Origin of the sequence: Geomonas sp. RF6, assembly GCF_021044625.1 — a bacterium.
GTDB lineage: Bacteria > Desulfobacterota > Desulfuromonadia > Geobacterales > Geobacteraceae > RF6.
Window position 1 is genome coordinate 2,708,537 of sequence record NZ_CP087999.1, and the last position, 15,284, is coordinate 2,723,820.

At 61.8% G+C, this 15,284-nt stretch carries 16 protein-coding genes; 12 read left to right on the forward strand and 4 right to left on the reverse strand.

The features are described 5' to 3' along the window. The first annotated feature begins 5 nt into the window (after nt 1-5). The 8 genes from LPW11_RS11650 (at nt 6) to LPW11_RS11685 (ending at nt 7,780) form a co-directional block, all read left to right on the forward strand. Entirely contained in the window at nt 6-1,037 is a 1,032-nt protein-coding gene (locus LPW11_RS11650; RefSeq protein ID WP_230994062.1) for a LysM peptidoglycan-binding domain-containing protein, read from the forward strand. Nucleotides 1,038-1,053: 16 nt separating this feature from the next. Beyond that, nucleotides 1,054-2,133 carry a DNA-processing protein DprA gene (gene dprA, locus LPW11_RS11655; protein WP_230994063.1) on the forward strand — a complete coding sequence of 360 codons (1,080 nt, stop codon included), beginning with the start codon at nt 1,054-1,056 and terminating at the stop codon, nt 2,131-2,133. Nucleotides 2,134-2,208: 75 nt separating this feature from the next. Further along, on the forward strand, nt 2,209-4,509 hold the full coding sequence (topA, locus tag LPW11_RS11660; RefSeq protein WP_230994064.1) for a type I DNA topoisomerase: 2,301 nt from the start codon (nt 2,209-2,211) through the stop codon (nt 4,507-4,509). Between the two features lie 152 nt (nt 4,510-4,661). Then, complete coding sequence (gene trmFO, locus LPW11_RS11665; protein ID WP_230994065.1) at nt 4,662-5,990, forward strand: methylenetetrahydrofolate--tRNA-(uracil(54)-C(5))-methyltransferase (FADH(2)-oxidizing) TrmFO; 1,329 nt, start codon at nt 4,662-4,664, stop codon at nt 5,988-5,990. Between the two features lie 19 nt (nt 5,991-6,009). Further along, the gene (locus LPW11_RS11670) at nt 6,010-6,243 is read left to right on the forward strand and encodes a hypothetical protein (RefSeq protein ID WP_230994066.1); all 234 of its coding nucleotides are present in this window, start codon (nt 6,010-6,012) and stop codon (nt 6,241-6,243) included. Then, entirely contained in the window at nt 6,240-6,815 is a 576-nt protein-coding gene (locus tag LPW11_RS11675) for a Maf family nucleotide pyrophosphatase (RefSeq protein WP_230994067.1), read from the forward strand. The genes LPW11_RS11670 and LPW11_RS11675 overlap by 4 nt, the downstream gene beginning before the upstream one ends. A gap of 29 nt (nt 6,816-6,844) precedes the next feature. After that, nucleotides 6,845-7,537, forward strand: a complete 693-nt coding sequence (locus LPW11_RS11680; RefSeq protein ID WP_230994068.1) for a YggS family pyridoxal phosphate-dependent enzyme — start codon at nt 6,845-6,847, stop codon at nt 7,535-7,537. Between the two features lie 18 nt (nt 7,538-7,555). Then, nucleotides 7,556-7,780 carry a hypothetical protein gene (locus LPW11_RS11685; RefSeq protein WP_230994069.1) on the forward strand — a complete coding sequence of 75 codons (225 nt, stop codon included), beginning with the start codon at nt 7,556-7,558 and terminating at the stop codon, nt 7,778-7,780. A gap of 13 nt (nt 7,781-7,793) precedes the next feature. Here the strand turns inward: LPW11_RS11685 and LPW11_RS11690 are convergent, their stop codons facing one another. Together LPW11_RS11690 and LPW11_RS11695 are read right to left on the reverse strand one after the other, a co-directional pair. Then, nucleotides 7,794-8,165: a hypothetical protein gene (locus LPW11_RS11690; protein ID WP_230994070.1), complete on the reverse strand. Its 372-nt coding sequence runs from the start codon at nt 8,163-8,165 to the stop codon at nt 7,794-7,796. A gap of 415 nt (nt 8,166-8,580) precedes the next feature. Continuing rightward, nucleotides 8,581-8,949 carry a hypothetical protein gene (locus tag LPW11_RS11695; RefSeq protein WP_230994071.1) on the reverse strand — a complete coding sequence of 123 codons (369 nt, stop codon included), beginning with the start codon at nt 8,947-8,949 and terminating at the stop codon, nt 8,581-8,583. A 378-nt stretch (nt 8,950-9,327) separates the two neighbouring features. On the opposite strand from LPW11_RS11695, the gene LPW11_RS11700 reads away from it, so the two are divergent. The 4 genes from LPW11_RS11700 to LPW11_RS11715 all read left to right on the forward strand — a co-directional run bounded on the left by LPW11_RS11700 (nt 9,328) and on the right by LPW11_RS11715 (nt 13,463). Continuing rightward, nucleotides 9,328-10,953 carry an ABC-F family ATP-binding cassette domain-containing protein gene (locus LPW11_RS11700; RefSeq protein ID WP_230994072.1) on the forward strand — a complete coding sequence of 542 codons (1,626 nt, stop codon included), beginning with the start codon at nt 9,328-9,330 and terminating at the stop codon, nt 10,951-10,953. 220 nt (nt 10,954-11,173) lie between these two features. After that, entirely contained in the window at nt 11,174-11,551 is a 378-nt protein-coding gene (locus tag LPW11_RS11705) for a hypothetical protein (protein WP_230994073.1), read from the forward strand. Between the two features lie 112 nt (nt 11,552-11,663). Beyond that, nucleotides 11,664-12,869: a class I SAM-dependent rRNA methyltransferase gene (locus LPW11_RS11710; protein WP_230994074.1), complete on the forward strand. Its 1,206-nt coding sequence runs from the start codon at nt 11,664-11,666 to the stop codon at nt 12,867-12,869. A gap of 9 nt (nt 12,870-12,878) precedes the next feature. Beyond that, nucleotides 12,879-13,463 (forward strand): hypothetical protein, encoded by a 585-nt coding sequence (locus LPW11_RS11715; RefSeq protein ID WP_230994075.1) that lies wholly within the window; start codon nt 12,879-12,881, stop codon nt 13,461-13,463. A 241-nt stretch (nt 13,464-13,704) separates the two neighbouring features. On the opposite strand, the gene LPW11_RS11720 is transcribed toward LPW11_RS11715, so the two are convergent. Further along, nucleotides 13,705-13,878: a hypothetical protein gene (locus LPW11_RS11720; protein ID WP_230994076.1), complete on the reverse strand. Its 174-nt coding sequence runs from the start codon at nt 13,876-13,878 to the stop codon at nt 13,705-13,707. Between the two features lie 56 nt (nt 13,879-13,934). Next, nucleotides 13,935-14,747: a polysaccharide deacetylase family protein gene (locus tag LPW11_RS11725; protein WP_230994077.1), complete on the reverse strand. Its 813-nt coding sequence runs from the start codon at nt 14,745-14,747 to the stop codon at nt 13,935-13,937. Between the last annotated feature and the right edge of the window lie 537 nt (nt 14,748-15,284).

A 15,284-nucleotide genomic window follows, 5' to 3' on the forward strand; every position in this document is an offset into this window, starting at 1 on the left:
ACGGTATGAACAGAAAGATCTTCGTCCCCTGGTCCCTACTTTTTGCCCTGACCCTCCCCGCCGCCACCTATGCGGCCGCTGGCGAGAGCCCCACGATCTACACCATCGAGAAGGGGGACACCCTGTGGGGGCTGTCCCGGCGCTTCCTGCACGACCCATACTACTGGCCGAACATGTGGGCGGTGAACCCCGCGATCGGGAATCCGCACTTCATCTACCCCGGGCAGCGCGTCAGGGTGTACAGCGACCGGATCGAGCTGGAGCAAAAAGGGACCATGCCCCCTGCTTCCGCAGAGACTCCCGCTCCCGCAGAGCCGGGGGGGAGTAAGGAGGCGGCCGAGGAGGCGCCGCAGGCGCAGGGCTTCACCGTCACCGGGGCGGAGGGGTTCCTGCTGGAGGATGAGATCCATCCCTCAGGGTACATCGTCTCCACAAACCAGAACAGGGTGATGGTGGGGTCCGACGACATCGTCTACACCGACATCGGGAGAAGAAACGGCGCGAACGTCGGCGACCGCTACGCGATCTACAGGAAGATGGCGGCGGTCAGTCACCCGGTCACCAATGTGATCCTCGGCTACCGGGTCCTCGCTCTTGGCGAGCTGCAGCTCTCCGAGGTGGAGGAGAAGGTCTCCAAGGGTCTCGTCACCAAGTCGTTCCAGGAGATCGGGGCCGGGGCCTTCCTCCTGCCGTGGCGCGAGAAGCGGGTCAGCGTCCCCCTGAAGGGCGCCGACCGCGACCTTACCGGCTACATCGCGGAGACCCAGACCGGCAACAGGGCGCTCGCCAGCGGAGACATCGTCTACCTCGATCTCGGCAGCTCCCATGGGGTGAAGCCCGGCAATCTCCTGTACGTCGTCCGCGACGTGGTACCCGATCAGCGCTACGCCCTGAACAAGATAGAGAAGCTGCCAGCCGAGGTCGTCGGCGCCGTCGTGGTACTGGAGACGGGGGTGAACACTTCCACCGCCGCGATCGTGAAAAGTGTCGACACCGTCTACCGTGGCGACCGCGTGGAGTTGAAGAAGAGCAGATAGATTCCGGGGGGGCCGCATGGACCACCTGCACTGGTTTGCCCTCAAATCGGTTCCCCAGATCGGAAACGTGCTCTTTCGCAGACTGCTCGCCCACTTCGGCACGCCGGAGCGGGCGCTTGCGGCGACCGAGGCGGAGCTCTCGGCGGTGAAGGGGATGAACCAGGGAGCGATCAGCGCCCTCAGAAGCCACGACGGGCGCGCCTTCGCCGAGGCGGAGCGCGACAGGGTGGCGGCGGGGAAGGTCGCGGTCGTCGACATCCTCTCGCCGGACTACCCGAAACCCCTCCTGGAGATCGCCGATCCCCCACCTTTCCTCTACCTCGCCGGGACCATCGCCGGGTACGAGCCAGCCATCGCCATCGTCGGCTCCCGCCGGGCCTCCCCCGGCGGGCTCGCCATCACCACCCGCCTGGCGCGCGACCTCGCCGCCCGGGGGATAACCGTCGTCTCCGGGCTCGCGCGGGGAATCGACGCCGCGGCGCACTGGGGAGCGCTGAAAGGTGGAGGGCGCAGCATAGCGGTGCTGGGGTGTGGTGTCGACGTGGTCTACCCGCTGGAAAACGCGGTCCTCTACGCCGAGCTCGCGGCCCGCGGTGGGATCGTCAGCGAGTTTTCGATGGGGAGCGAGCCGATCCCTGAGAACTTCCCGAGGCGCAACCGGATCATCAGCGCGCTGTGCGCCGGCGTGCTCGTCGTGGAGGCGGGGGAAAAGAGCGGCTCCCTCATCACCGCCCGTTTTGCCCTGGAACAGGGGCGCGAAGTCTTCGCCGTCCCCGGAAACGTCAACATGAGCTCCAGCAGGGGGGGGAACGCCCTCATAAAGGCGGGGGCAAAGCTGGTGGAGCGGGTGGAGGATATCCTCGAAGAGCTCCCCTATCTCTCCTCCCGCCCCGCCACCGAAACGTCGGAACCATCCTTTTCCTTCTCCCCGGAGGAGGGGAAGCTGTACGATCTCCTTCGTCAGGCACCGCTGCAGATCGATGATATCATTGTGCAAAGTGCGTTGACAGTGGGGGAGGTTTCCGCTATTTTACTGCGCCTGGAGCTCAAAGGGGCGATTGTGCAACTTCCCGGCAAGCATTTTGCTATTGCGTGACATCCGGGTTTTTTGACATCATCAGTACGAAAAAGCCCCTTCGCTCGCGGTTCATCCGCACACTAAGGTGATCATATGTCCCAGCATCTCGTTATCGTCGAATCTCCCGCCAAGGCGCGGACGATCGAGAAATTTCTCGGGCCCGACTTCAAGGTCCTCGCCTCTTTCGGACATGTGCGGGCGTTGCCCAGCAAGCAGGGGTCGGTGGACGTCGAGCATGACTTCGAGCCGAAGTACGCGGTACTTCCCGAGAGCAAGAAGCATCTGGACGCCATAAAGAAGGAGATGAAGGGGATAAACTCCCTCCTCCTCGCGACAGACCCCGACCGTGAAGGGGAGGCGATCTCCTGGCATCTCCTGGCGGCGCTCGGGATCGACAAGAAGAAAAACCCCTTCGACATAAAGCGGGTGGTCTTTCACGAGATCACGAAGGACGCCATTCGCCACGCGGTGCAAAACCCGCGCGACATCCTCATCGATCTGGTCGACGCGCAGCAGGCTCGCTCCATCCTCGACTACCTCGTCGGCTTCACCCTCTCCCCCTTCCTCTGGAAAAAGATCCGCTACGGCCTCTCCGCCGGCCGCGTCCAGTCGGTCGCGCTGCGCCTCATCTGCGAGAGGGAGAAGGAGATCCAGGCGTTCCAGGAGCGCGAGTACTGGACGATCGGGGCGAAGCTCGAGACTGTCGGGAAGAAGAAGCAGCCGGTGACCGCGTCCCTTGTGGAGGCTGCGGGGCAAAAGCTCGGCAAGTTCGACATCCCGGACGGCGAGAGCGCCCAGAAGATCAAGGAGCACCTGGAAAAGGCACGCTACCAGGTCGAAAAGGTCACGCGCAGCGAGCGCAAGCGCCAGCCATCACCCCCCTTTACCACCTCGACCCTGCAGCAGGAGGCCGCCCGCAAGCTCGGCTTCTCCGCGAAGAAGACGATGTCGGTCGCCCAGAAGCTCTACGAGGGTATCGACGTCGGCGAGGGGTCGGTCGGTCTTATCACCTACATGCGTACCGACAGTGTGGCGCTCTCCAACCTCGCGCTGGAGGACGCCAGGAACCTCATCGTCTCGAAGTACGGGAAGGAATACGCGCTGGAGAAGCCGCGCGTCTTCAAGAACAAGTCGAAAAACGCCCAGGAGGCGCACGAGGCGGTCCGCCCGACCTATCTCGCGAAGACCCCTGCGGATGTGAAAAAGTATCTCTCCTCCGACCAGTACAAGCTCTACGAGCTGATCTGGAAGAGGACAGTCGCCTGCCAGATGGCCGAGGCGCTCCTCGACCAGACCTCCGTCGACATCAGCGCAGGGGAGGGGTACCGCTTCCGTGCCGCCGGCACCGTGATCCGCTTCCCGGGCTTCATGAAGCTGTACATCGAAGGTGTGGACGATGAAGACGAAGAGAAGGAAGGGCTCCTCCCTCCGCTCAACGAAGGGGACGCGCTGAACCTTCTGGAGCTTCTCTCCGAGCAGCACTTCACCCAGCCGCCGCCGCGCTACACCGAGGCGACCCTGGTGAAGACGCTGGAAGAGTTCGGCATCGGCCGCCCTTCCACCTACGCCTCCATCATGAACACCCTGACGGAGCGAAAGTATGCGCGGCTGGACAAGAAGCGCTTCTTCCCGGAAGACGTAGGCATGGTCGTCTCCGACCTCCTCACGAAGCACTTCACCCGCTACGTCGATTACCACTTCACCGCGAGCCTCGAGGAGGACCTGGACATGGTCTCCCGCGGCGAGAAGAAGTGGCGCCCGCTCCTGCGGGAGTTCTGGGGCCCCTTCACCGACCTCCTGAAGCAGAAGGAAGGGGAAGTGAGCAAGTCGGAGCTCACCACCGAGGCAACCGACGAGACGTGCCCGGAATGCACGAAGCCCCTCGTGGTGAAGCTCGGCAAGTTCGGCAAGTTCTTTGCCTGCTCCGGCTATCCTGAGTGCCGCTACATCCGTCCCCTGGACAAGGAGGCGGGTGAGCCGGTGGAGCCGGTCGTCTCCGACGAGAAGTGCGACAAGTGCGGCTCCGCGATGCTGGTGAAGGACGGGCGTTTCGGGAAGTATCTCGCCTGCTCCGCGTACCCGGCGTGCAAGAACATCCAGCCGCTGGTGAAGCCGAAGGGGACGGGGATCACCTGCATCGAGTGCAAGGAAGGGGAGCTCATCGAGAAGAAGTCCCGTTTTGGGAAGCTCTTCTACTCCTGCAACCGGTACCCGCAGTGCAAGTTCGCCCTCTGGGACCTCCCGGTGGAGCAGCCGTGCCCGAAGTGCGGCTACCCGATCCTGGTGAAAAAGGTGTACAAGCGAGAAGGCGAGTTCCTGAAGTGCCCGAAGGAAGGGTGCGACTACAAGAGCAACTCCGATATCGTGGAGCGGAAGAAGGTGCGGGCGGGGTAGTCCCGACCGCAGGCGGTGAGGGGGCAGGATACTGCCCCCTTTTGCAGGTACCGGGGTCTTTGACCCCTTTTTTTGTTGGTGCTGTCGGACCTGTCCGACCAGTCTGACCGGTCTGACGGGTCCGACTCGCTGACCACAATAGAAGGAAAACCATGACCGAAAGAATCACCATCATCGGCGGCGGGCTCGCCGGTTGCGAGGCGGCCTGGCAGGCGGCAAAGCTCGGCGTGCCGGTGCGACTCTACGAGATGAAGCCGGAGCGCTACAGCGAGGCGCACCACCTCCCGGGGCTCAGCGAGCTCGTCTGCTCCAACTCCCTGCGGGGCGATTCGCTGGAGAATGCGGTCGGTCTCCTCAAGGAGGAGCTGCGCCGCCTCTCCTCCCTCTTCATGGAGGGGGCGGAGGAGACGAAGGTCCCCGCGGGAGGCGCGCTGGCGGTCGATCGCGAGCTCTTTTCCTCCTACATCACGAAAAAGATCGAGTCCCATCCGCTGATCGAGATCGAGCGCAGCGAGGTCACCAAGATCCCGGAGGAGGGGATCGTGGTGGTCGCCTCCGGGCCCCTCACCAGCGCCGGGCTGGCCGACGAGATCTCCGCGCTCGTCGGGGAATACCTCTACTTCTACGATGCCATCGCCCCGATCGTGACGGCGGACTCCCTCGACTTCGAAAAGGTGTTCGCCATGTCTCGCTACGGCAAGGGGGACGGCAATGAGTATCTCAACTGCCCCTTCTCCGAGGAGGAGTACAACACCTTCGTTGGCGAGATCCTGCAGGCGGAGAAGGTCGAGCCGAAGGGGTTCGAAAAGATCGTCCACTTCGAGGGGTGCATGCCTATCGAGGAGATGGCGAGCCGTGGGCCTGAGACGCTGCGCTTCGGACCGATGAAGCCTGTGGGGCTGCCTGACCCGAAGACGGGGCGGGAACCGCACGCAGTCGTGCAGTTGCGCCAGGAGAACCGGGACGCGACGCTGTTCAACCTGGTCGGCTTCCAGACGAAGCTCACCTGGCCGGAACAGCGCCGCATCTTCCGCACCATTCCCGGACTGGAAGGGGCCGAATTCGTGCGCCTGGGCTCCATGCACCGCAACACCTTCATCAACGCGCCGCGCCTCCTCGACGGGACCTGCCAGCTGAAGAAGGACGGGCGCATCTTCTTCGCCGGCCAGATCACCGGGGTCGAAGGGTACGTGGAGTCGGCTTCCAGCGGCTTTCTCGCCGGCATCAACGCCGCCCGCCTGGCGCTCGGCCTTCCTCTCACGGTGCCGCCGCCGGAGACCGCGATCGGCGCGCTTGTCTGCCACATCACCAACGCGGAGGCGGCGCATTTTCAGCCGATGAACGTGAATTACGGTTTATTCCCCGCGCTTTCTGGTAAGGTGAAAAAGAAGGAGAAGCGCGATCATCTGAGCAGGCGGGCGCTCGCGGCACTGGAGTCGTGGCAGTCCTCCCTTTCGGAGGGTGCACTCGCTGTCGATTAGGCCGCCATGGGAGGTGGTTATGTCGGGGGGAAAGGAAGAACAGGAAATCAGTGTATTGGGACGTCTCTGTTGCGTCGATCTCATGGTCATCTTCATGGGGTTCGTCACGACCGTGTACGGCATCGTTTCCAGCAACTGGGAAAAAGCCCTGATCGGTGCCGTGGTGACTGCCGGGGCTCTGGCCCTGTGGCAGATCTGCAAGAGATGGTGCAGAAGTAGCAGCAGCGAGTGCATGGAGAAGAGGGAAGAATGAAGAAGATTGTATTGGCATCCGCATCGCCGCGCCGCAGCGAGCTCCTCGAGTCCGCTGAAATCACCTTCACCGTGACACCCGCCGATATCGACGAAACGCCGCTGCCGGACGAGGATCCGGTGGATCATGTCATGAGGCTTGCCGAAGGGAAAGCGCGCGCTGCCGCCTCACTGGTGGAGGGACGCTTTTTTGTGGGCGCCGATACCATCGTGCTGTGCGATGGCGAGATCATGGGGAAGCCGAAGGACGCCGCCGACGCGGAGCGGATGCTGAAGAAACTCTCCGGCATCGCCCACGAGGTGGTGACCGGCTTTGCGATCTACGACCGGGAAAGAGACGGCGCAGTCGTTGAAGCGGCGCGGACGAAGGTATTCTTCAAGGCGCTGCGCGACGAGGAGATCGACAGCTATATCGCCACCGGCTGCCCCTTTGACAAGGCGGGGGCCTACGCCATCCAGGGTGGTGCCGCGCATATGGTACAGAGGATCGAAGGGTCCTACACCAACGTGGTGGGGCTGCCGCTTTGCGAGGTCGTCGAGGCCTTGCGGCGCATGGGCGCATTGCAGGAGTAGCTTTCCGGAAGCTCTTTGAGGGGGGTGCCGTGTCTATAGCGTATAACCTTGAAGTGATCCACCAGCGCATGGCGGAGGCCGCCCGGAAGTCGGGGCGTTCCGCGGACCAGGTGCGCCTGGTGGCCGTGTCGAAGACGAAGCCGGCAGAGGCGATTGCCGATGCTTTCAGGTGCGGGCAGCAGGTCTTCGGCGAGAACTACGTCCAGGAGCTCACCGAAAAGGCCGGCCTTCTGGGTGAGGGGATCCGCTGGCACTTCATCGGATCCCTGCAGAGCAACAAGGTACGGCAGATCGCGGGGATGGTGGAACTGATCCACTCCGTCGACCGCATATCCCTGGCGCGCGAGATCGACCGGCAGTGGGGGCTCATCGGGAAGGTGTGCGACGTCCTCATCCAGGTGAACATATCGCAGGAAGAGACGAAGAGCGGCACGACCACTGCGGACCTTCTGGACCTGGTGCGCCAAGTGGCGGAGCTTCCGCACGTACGTATCAAGGGGCTTATGACGATGCCCCCTTTCTTTGACGACCCTGAAGGTGCGCGCCCCTACTTCCGTGAGCTCCAAAGGCTTGCAGGCGAGGTCGCCGCAGCCGGTATCCCCGGGGTGGAGATGAAAGAGTTGTCCATGGGGATGTCCGGCGACTTCGAGGTGGCGATAGAGGAAGGTGCCACTCTGGTGCGTGTCGGCTCCGCCCTCTTCGGGGAGCGTGTGTACCGGTAACGGTAAGAGGAAGAGATTATGCAGGAAAGTAAGGAACGAGGGCACCTGCGGCGTCCTTTCGTCATTGTGGGAGCGCTTTTCGGTGCCGCTCTCTCCGGCTGGTATCTTTACCACCACGCCGCGGCACCGTTGGTGGTGCCCGACCCGGTCTGGCTGCGCTTCGTGAACGTCGCGCTGATCATGTTCTGCACGATTTACGTCGCGAATCTGCTGCGGAGGGTGGTGGAGCGGGGGCGGAAGTAGATTCCGCGCGGGGCTACCCTTCTTCCCCGACCTTTGCGGGGAAAGGGATCATGCGGGAGAGAACCTCGATGCGCCGCGCCAGCAGCGACTCCGCCACTGCGTACGCCAGCGATATCCCCGAGTACAGCCCGAGCACCGCCGTCGTCTCTTGCGACACCTCGACGCTGCCATGCTTGCTGAGCCAGGCCAGGAGCAGGAGCAGTGCGCCGTACCCGAGGTGCCGTCTCACCCACCCGTTTTCTTCGGCCTGCAGCAGGCGAAGCCTCCACAATTCCCCTTCGAGAAAGAGCTCCTCGCTCTTGATCCACGTCCAGTAGATCTTGGGGAGCATCATGAAGGCCATGGTAAAAGTTACGGTCATCATCAGTGCGGTAGTTACTGTCATCGGTCCTTCTCCGTTCGGGTACTTGGCGTATCCAATAGCATAAAAAGGCCCAAAACCGCAGCATGAAGAAATTATCTTCGGCTAATCGCGCTCTTTCAGGAATTGCGGGGGCTTAGGGAGTCGCGGAAAGTGCTGTCGGGGGTAACTCTGAAGTGCACGGGGGAGTAGTTCCGTGGAAAGGGCGGGGGATGTGCCGCGATTTGACTGGATGGAGGGAAGAGCGGGCTGAGTTCGCGCGGGCGTAGAAGGTGGACTGCCGGGAACGCCTGGCGGCTTATCCCGGCCTACATACTTCAGCTGGCGCAGAGGGGCAGGTCGTCCATGTAGGCCGGAATAAGCGCAGCGTTTCCGGCATCTGCCGCCGCCAGAGGTCAGCCGGAATCCCGTATCCGCTCCCCGCCCCAGGATCCGCCTGCTACCCGCCTTCTGCTTTTGCCGCCATCGGGATCGTCGCGGAAAGCTTCTCCACTTTCAGCGCCAGCATCGATTCCAGCACGGCATAGAAGAATGAGGTGCCGGCATAGAGCGCCAGCACTGCGCACACGGACTCGGGGGCGTCGGGAGCCATCTGCTTGACGACCCAGATCATGAGCACCACGAGGATCCCGCACCCCAGGTGCAGTGCCGCCCATTCATTCTGCTGCCTCTGCAAGAGACGCAGGGCACGCGCCTCTCCCTCGGCAAAAAGAATCTCCGCAGTGAGCCAGGCCCAGTATATGCGAGGCGCCATGACTACGGTCATGATGAAGGTCATGGCTAGTATGAGAACCGTTACCAGTGACATAAAACTCGCTCCTGTTTTGTATACGATACCTAAAAGAGGGTGCCTCGGGAAGGGTAGGGGCACATTATCTTCTCTTAACCTTTTCGTTGTGGACCCGTGTGCGGGTGCCCTTCCGGTGAGCGCTTTCCCAAGCAGGAATAGGTCCAAAAAACGCCTCGGCGAATTAATCTTTCTTTAGCTCTTTTGGCAGTATTTACAGGGGCTTTGCTCTCTCCGCCTCCTTGTATCGCCGGAGGGGGCTGTATTCATCCTGAGCAGCTGGATCTTTGCTGCACAGGCGTCCGACGATCGTGCGACGAGGCTTGGAAAAGTTTAAGTTGTCGCGCTACCCCGTTTCTGTTAACGCTTGAGGGTTACCACCGCCACAATGGAGAGCTCATGATTCATCTGTCCAACATAAGCAAACAGTACGGCTCGCAGATCCTTTTCCGTGACGCGAGCTTCCAGATACTCCCCGGGACCAGAACGGGCCTTGTCGGTCCGAACGGCGCGGGGAAAACCACCATCTTCAGGATCATCACCGGTGAAGAGGAAGTCGATCGCGGGGAGATGGTGGCCGGCAAGCGCACCACCATCGGGTATTTCTCCCAGAATATAGGCGAAATGGCCGGGCGCTCCGCGCTCCAGGAGGTCATGTCCGTATCGGAGGAGACGGTGCGCCTCGCTGCCGAGCTGAAGCGGATGGAGGAGGAGATGTCGCAGCCGATGTCCGATGACGCCATGGCAGCACTCCTCGAGCGGTACGGCGTCGCCATGGAAGAGTTCGAGCACCGCGGCGGCTACGACCTCGACTCCCGCGCGCAGGCGGTACTTACCGGCCTCGGCATCGGCCCCGACCGCTTCCACAATCCGGTGGAATCGTTCAGCGGCGGGTGGCGCATGCGCGTCGCGCTCGCCGGCATCCTTACCCTGAAGCCCGACGTCCTCCTCCTGGACGAGCCGACCAACCACCTCGACGTGGAATCGATCATCTGGCTCGAGGAGTGGCTCGCCACCGAGTTCGACGGCGCCCTCCTCATGACGAGCCACGACCGCGACTTCATGAACCGGGTGGTCACGCGCATCATCGAGGTGGCGAACAAGACTGTGACGACCTACTCCGGCAACTACGACTTCTACGAGAGGGAGCGCGAGATCCGGCGTGAGCAGCTCCTGGCGAGCCACAAGCGCCAGCAGGAGATGCTAGCCAAGGAGGAGGAATTCATCGCCCGCTACGCCGCCCGCGCCTCCCACGCGGCGCAGGTGCAGTCCCGCGTGAAGAAGCTGGAGAAGCTGGAGCGGATCGAGATTCCCCCCGAGGAACGGGTGGTGAAGTTCAACTTCAGCGAGCCTCCCCGCAGCGGGGACGACGTGGTGGTGATGGATGGCCTGGCGAAGAGCTGGGAGACTCCGGACGGGCAGAGCGTGCCGGTCTTCTCCGGCGTTTCCGGGATCGTCCGGCGCCTCGGGAAGATCGCGGTGGTCGGCGTCAACGGCGCCGGAAAGTCGACCTTCCTGAAGGTGCTGGCAGGGCAAACGGAGCCGACCGCCGGGAAGGTGACGCTCGGGGCAAACGTGGAGGTCGGCTACTTCAGCCAGCACGCCATGGAGATCCTCGACCCGAAAAAGACCGTGTTCGAGACACTGCAGGACGTGATGCCGCAGGCAACGATCGGCGTGATCCGCAACCTCCTCGGGGCGTTCCTCTTCCAGAACGACGACGTGGATAAAAGGATCGAGAGCCTCTCCGGCGGCGAGAAGAGCCGCGTGGTGCTGGCGACCCTCCTGGCGCGGCCGGTGAACTTCCTCATCCTCGACGAGCCGACCAACCACCTGGATATCCGCTCCCGCGAGGTACTCCTCAACGCGCTGGAAGACTTCTCCGGCACCGTCATTCTGGTGAGCCACGACCGCCACTTCCTGAGGAAGCTGGTGGACCGCGTCATCGAGGTCGACCACGGTGAGATGCGCCACTACGAGGGGAATTACGACTACTACCTTTCCAAGGTGCAGGCCGCCTGCTAGGGGTGCAGTCTCCCCGGTTCCCCGGGCACCCTTCGCGGGGCGCAGCCGCATGTCGAAGGGCATGAAGGGGAATGACTTCTTTCTTTGCTGTTTGTGTTGAGCGTTAGGGCGTGCTATAACTGCGACTTTGAGGAGCGCCTCACCTCGCCGGCGATGTCGCCCCCAGACCTGTAGCCAGCGCCGTGGCGGTGCAATTTTTTCTGAAAAAGGAGAGATAGAGATGGCCAATAAACCGGAAATGACCTTCAAGTACATCTTCACCTACGACTACAACCCCGTCTATGTGAATGGTGCACACGGAGGGGTCTCTCCCCGCGGGGAGCTGGTGGTGAACTTTTACCTGGAGCGCCAGCCGCTGCCCAACTCCATCACGCACGAGATCACCCAGCAGGGGACGATCGGCTCCGAGACCGACTCCGAACCGTCGGATCTGAACCGCAGCCTGGTGCGCCACGTAACGAACGGCGTGGTGCTGAACTACCAGACCGCGCGGGAACTGCATTACTGGCTAGGTGAGAAGCTGAAGGAGATGGAGGCGCTGGAGAAGGCAAGAGCGGCTATGGCTTCCGAAGCTGTCAAACCGCAGGCGACGCACTAGGCTTTTCAAAGGTAGTGCAGGAACCTTAACAGGTGACTGCTCTCGAAAGAGGAATCGCACCATCGATGGGGGGCACAACTTGTGCCCCCCTTTTCACATGAGGAAGAAAGTTATGCCGCAGCACACCGGGGTCGTGGGCCCCGAATCGGTTCGCATGCTGGAACTCGGGCACCCCTGGATCATCGCCGACGCCTTCACGAAGCGCTGGCCCGCTGGAGAGGCGGGCGACCTGGTGGAACTGGTTGACCAGGGGGGGCGCTTTCTGGCGGTTGCCCTCCTGGACCCGAAGGAGCGCATAGTCGCGCGCGTCCTGTCACGCTCCCGGATGACGCTGGACAAGAAGTGGCTCGCCAGGCGCGTCGCGCAGGCGGTGGAGCTGCGCGCCCGCCACGCCTCCCTTTCCGAGACAACCGCGTACCGGCTGGTAAACGGCGAAGGGGACGGGCTTCCCGGGGTGACGGTGGACCGCTACGGCGATTTCCTCATGGTGCAGCTTTACTCCGCCGGATGGCGCAGGTATCTGAAGCTTCTTACCCAGGTGCTGCAGGACCAGCTCGCGCCCGCGGGGATCTACGAAAAGGTGCGCCCTCAAAACACCCGCGAGCTCGAGGCGAAGGAGAAGAAATTCGCGCGTCTGCTGTATGGCGAGCCGGCCGGGGAGCCGCTCCTGGTGCAGGAGAACGGGCTGAACTTCCAGGTGCGGCTGGAGAGCGGCCTCGACTGCGGACTCTTCCTCGATCAGCGGAAAAACCGTGCCGAGCTCATGACGCGGGTCGCGGGAAAGCGCTTTCTGAACCTCTTTTCCTACACCGGTGCCTTCTCGGTGGCGGCTGCGGCGGCTGGCGCGAGCCTCGTTACCAGTGTCGATGCCTCCCCCTCCTACATGGAGATTGCTCGGGCAAACTTCGGCGTGAACCGGCTCAATCCGAAGAGGCACGAATTTCTGGTAGGGGACTGCCTGGCAGTGCTCGGGGAGCTCGCGGGGCAAAAGAAGGAGTACGACATCGTCCTCATGGACCCACCTTCCTTCTCCACCACCTCCAAAAGCCGCTTCACAACCAAAGGGGGAACGAGTGATCTGGTGGCGGCCGCGCTGAAGGTCCTGGCGCCGGGGGGGATGCTCATCACCTCCTCGAACCACCAGAAGGTCGATCTCGCCGATTACCTGAAGGAGCTGCGGCGCGGCGCGCTGCAGGCGGGGAGCGGCCTGCAGGTCATCTCCCTCTCCGGGCAGCCGGAGGACTTCCCCTATCCCGTTACCTTCCCCGAAGGGCGCTATCTGAAATACGCGGTGTGCGTGAAGTCGGATCCGATGTAAGGTGAAATGATGGCTACGAAAAAAGAGGTCTATTGCCAGCAGGTACTGCAGCCGGAAGGGACCGTCTTTTCCGTGCAGTGGGTGGATGTGCCGAAGCCGGTGGCAGCGGGAGTGGATGCCCGCTCCGTCATGGAGAGATACTTCGCCTTTATCAGGACGATGACTTTCGCCGTCGTGCGGCCGACTGTGGCGAAGAGCGGCGGGGTGGAGTTTCGTTTTCTCTCCTCTTCCCTTTCACTCCTTACCTTTGCACCGCCTCGCTACGAGTGCGAGCGGAAGCGGACCGCCGTTCACCTCGACATGGTGGGGGGAAAGCTGGTGCAGAGCCCCTGCGGGAGGGGCCTCTTCTCCATGTTCACCGAGGAGATGGAGGATTCGGTCAAGGTTACGGTGCGACTGGACGGTTTTCGCCCGGCGCTCCTCGGGTGCGCCACACCGACGCTGCCGCGCCGGCTTCTCTATCGCTTGACGCAGGCCAGCGTGCACAAGTGGGCTACGATCGCGTTTCTCATGCGGTTTTACCGGGAGGTTACCGGCGTGAAGGTGCACCCGGAGGTGAAGCCGGTGCAGCTGAGGGAAGGGGTAAAGATCTAGAAATTTGTATCGCTGTAATCCACCGGCCCCGTGTGCCTTTAGCAGAGCACGAGGTCAGGCGTCCCCTCCCTTTCAAGGGGAGGGACAGGATGGGGATGGGGTAGATGTTAGCGGCGCCGACCCATCCCCCTCCTGTCCTCCCCCTTGAAAGGGGAGGGACGCGGTGCCGACGGCTTGCTCTCATTCATCTCCGCCCCGGATTCCCGGAAGAACCCTTCGCAAATGCGGCGACGCAGAGCGCCTACTTCTGCCCTTTTTCTCTGTTGATCCTTTCGTACAGCTCTATCTGCTCTCGCAGGGAGAGCTTCTTTCCGCACGATTTCTTTCGGCACATCCTGCAACGGTCATCCGAGCACCACTGGCAGAAGGTGCAGTCGGGGCAGGGGAGCTTTTTTGCCGGCTGATTTTCTGTCACCACGCCCCCCTTATGGTTCGGCGCGCCGGGCGGCGCGCCTCCATATCCTGCTCTTCCTAGAAGACAATGTTTCTCTTCGGCGCGCTTCCTTCCACGATCCTCGCAAACGATTTCCCCTGGTCGGCATTCACCAGCAGGTAGCGCGGGAGTTTCACCAGCGTGTCGCGCGGCCCTACGTGGTGCGCCTCGATCGTGAAGGTCCCCTGATATCCGACTTCGGTCGCCTTTTTCAGCAGGTAATCGTCATAGATCCCGAAGGGCCACGCGAGGAGCGTGACCTTGGTGCCGAGCTGCTGCTCGAGGCGGTCTTTCGATTTCTTGAGCTGGATGTTGACGAACTTTTCGTACTCGGTCGGAGACATCTTCTTCTTGTCCCGCTTGAAGTTCGGATGCCAGAAGGTGTGGGACTGGATGTCGAAAAGCCCGGTCTTTTGCAGCGACTTCAACTGGTCCCACGTCATGGCGTACTTCGCGTTGGAGATCGCGGAGGGGTAGACAAAGACGGTCACCGGGACGTTGTACTTCTTGGCCAGCGGGAGCATGTCGCTGTACACGGACTTGTGCGCGTCGTCCTCGCAGATCACCACGGACTTCGGCCCCGGCGCCGGTCCCTTCTTCTGCATGTAGTCGATCACCGTCTTCAGGGGGATGACCTTGTAGCCGTTCTCCTTCAGAAACTTGAGATGCTCCTCGAACACGGAGGTCTTTATGGTCATGCCGTCTGCCACCGTGGGACCGAAACGATGGTAGAGGAGGATCGGGACGTTGATCCCCTGCGCCTGGGGCTGGGGCTGGCTCTGCTGAGCCTGGGCGAGGGAAGCGAAAGTAAGGAATGCTGCGAAAAGAAGGGAAAAGATACGGCCTTTCATCAGGGTGCTGACCTCCGGTGCATCTAATGTGTGGGGAAAATGGGACGAGCTAGGTATAGCAGAAACACCGGGATTGTGGAATGGGGAAGTTGCGTCCGCAGCAGATATTTTGAAGATATTAGTGTAGTTACATCAGGAGGTTCCGCGACTTCGGCATGCCGAAGTGCGATCCCCGTCCCCGAAATCTGCTGCTATTGTAGGTGTCAACTTTTTCGTTGAGAATGTCTGTTTTGTGGCACCCTTTTAGACGGGGGAAATCCGGGCCAGCATGTCAGATCTTGCTGTCATTCAACGGCTTATGATTGGTATACGGTGTTGGCTTGGGAATTGCTATAAGGTACGCCGCAGCCTTTAATTCAATGCAATGTCAAAATGTGCCAGTAAAGAAGGAGGAGCGTTATGAAGGTTATCCGCAAGAACATGGCCAGTGAGCTGAAAACCACGAGGGTGAAGCGCCAGGTAGTATCGATGCTGGCAGCCTGATAGCGAAAGGGGAGGGGTGCCGCCAAGCACTCCCTCCCCCACTACTACCGACTC

Excerpts from the sequence above, each read along its gene's own strand:
- LPW11_RS11650 (WP_230994062.1), top strand. The coding sequence starts at position 6 with ATGAACAGAAAGATCTTCGTCCCCTGGTCCCTACTTTTTGCCCTGACC.
- dprA (WP_230994063.1), top strand. The coding sequence starts at position 1,054 with ATGGACCACCTGCACTGGTTTGCCCTCAAATCGGTTCCCCAGATCGGA.
- topA (WP_230994064.1), top strand. The coding sequence starts at position 2,209 with ATGTCCCAGCATCTCGTTATCGTCGAATCTCCCGCCAAGGCGCGGACG.
- trmFO (WP_230994065.1), top strand. The coding sequence starts at position 4,662 with ATGACCGAAAGAATCACCATCATCGGCGGCGGGCTCGCCGGTTGCGAG.
- LPW11_RS11670 (WP_230994066.1), top strand. The coding sequence starts at position 6,010 with ATGTCGGGGGGAAAGGAAGAACAGGAAATCAGTGTATTGGGACGTCTC.
- LPW11_RS11675 (WP_230994067.1), top strand. The coding sequence starts at position 6,240 with ATGAAGAAGATTGTATTGGCATCCGCATCGCCGCGCCGCAGCGAGCTC.
- LPW11_RS11685 (WP_230994069.1), top strand. The coding sequence starts at position 7,556 with ATGCAGGAAAGTAAGGAACGAGGGCACCTGCGGCGTCCTTTCGTCATT.
- LPW11_RS11690 (WP_230994070.1), bottom strand. The coding sequence starts at position 8,165 with ATGACAGTAACTACCGCACTGATGATGACCGTAACTTTTACCATGGCC.
- LPW11_RS11695 (WP_230994071.1), bottom strand. The coding sequence starts at position 8,949 with ATGTCACTGGTAACGGTTCTCATACTAGCCATGACCTTCATCATGACC.
- LPW11_RS11700 (WP_230994072.1), top strand. The coding sequence starts at position 9,328 with ATGATTCATCTGTCCAACATAAGCAAACAGTACGGCTCGCAGATCCTT.
- LPW11_RS11705 (WP_230994073.1), top strand. The coding sequence starts at position 11,174 with ATGGCCAATAAACCGGAAATGACCTTCAAGTACATCTTCACCTACGAC.
- LPW11_RS11710 (WP_230994074.1), top strand. The coding sequence starts at position 11,664 with ATGCCGCAGCACACCGGGGTCGTGGGCCCCGAATCGGTTCGCATGCTG.
- LPW11_RS11715 (WP_230994075.1), top strand. The coding sequence starts at position 12,879 with ATGGCTACGAAAAAAGAGGTCTATTGCCAGCAGGTACTGCAGCCGGAA.
- LPW11_RS11725 (WP_230994077.1), bottom strand. The coding sequence starts at position 14,747 with ATGAAAGGCCGTATCTTTTCCCTTCTTTTCGCAGCATTCCTTACTTTC.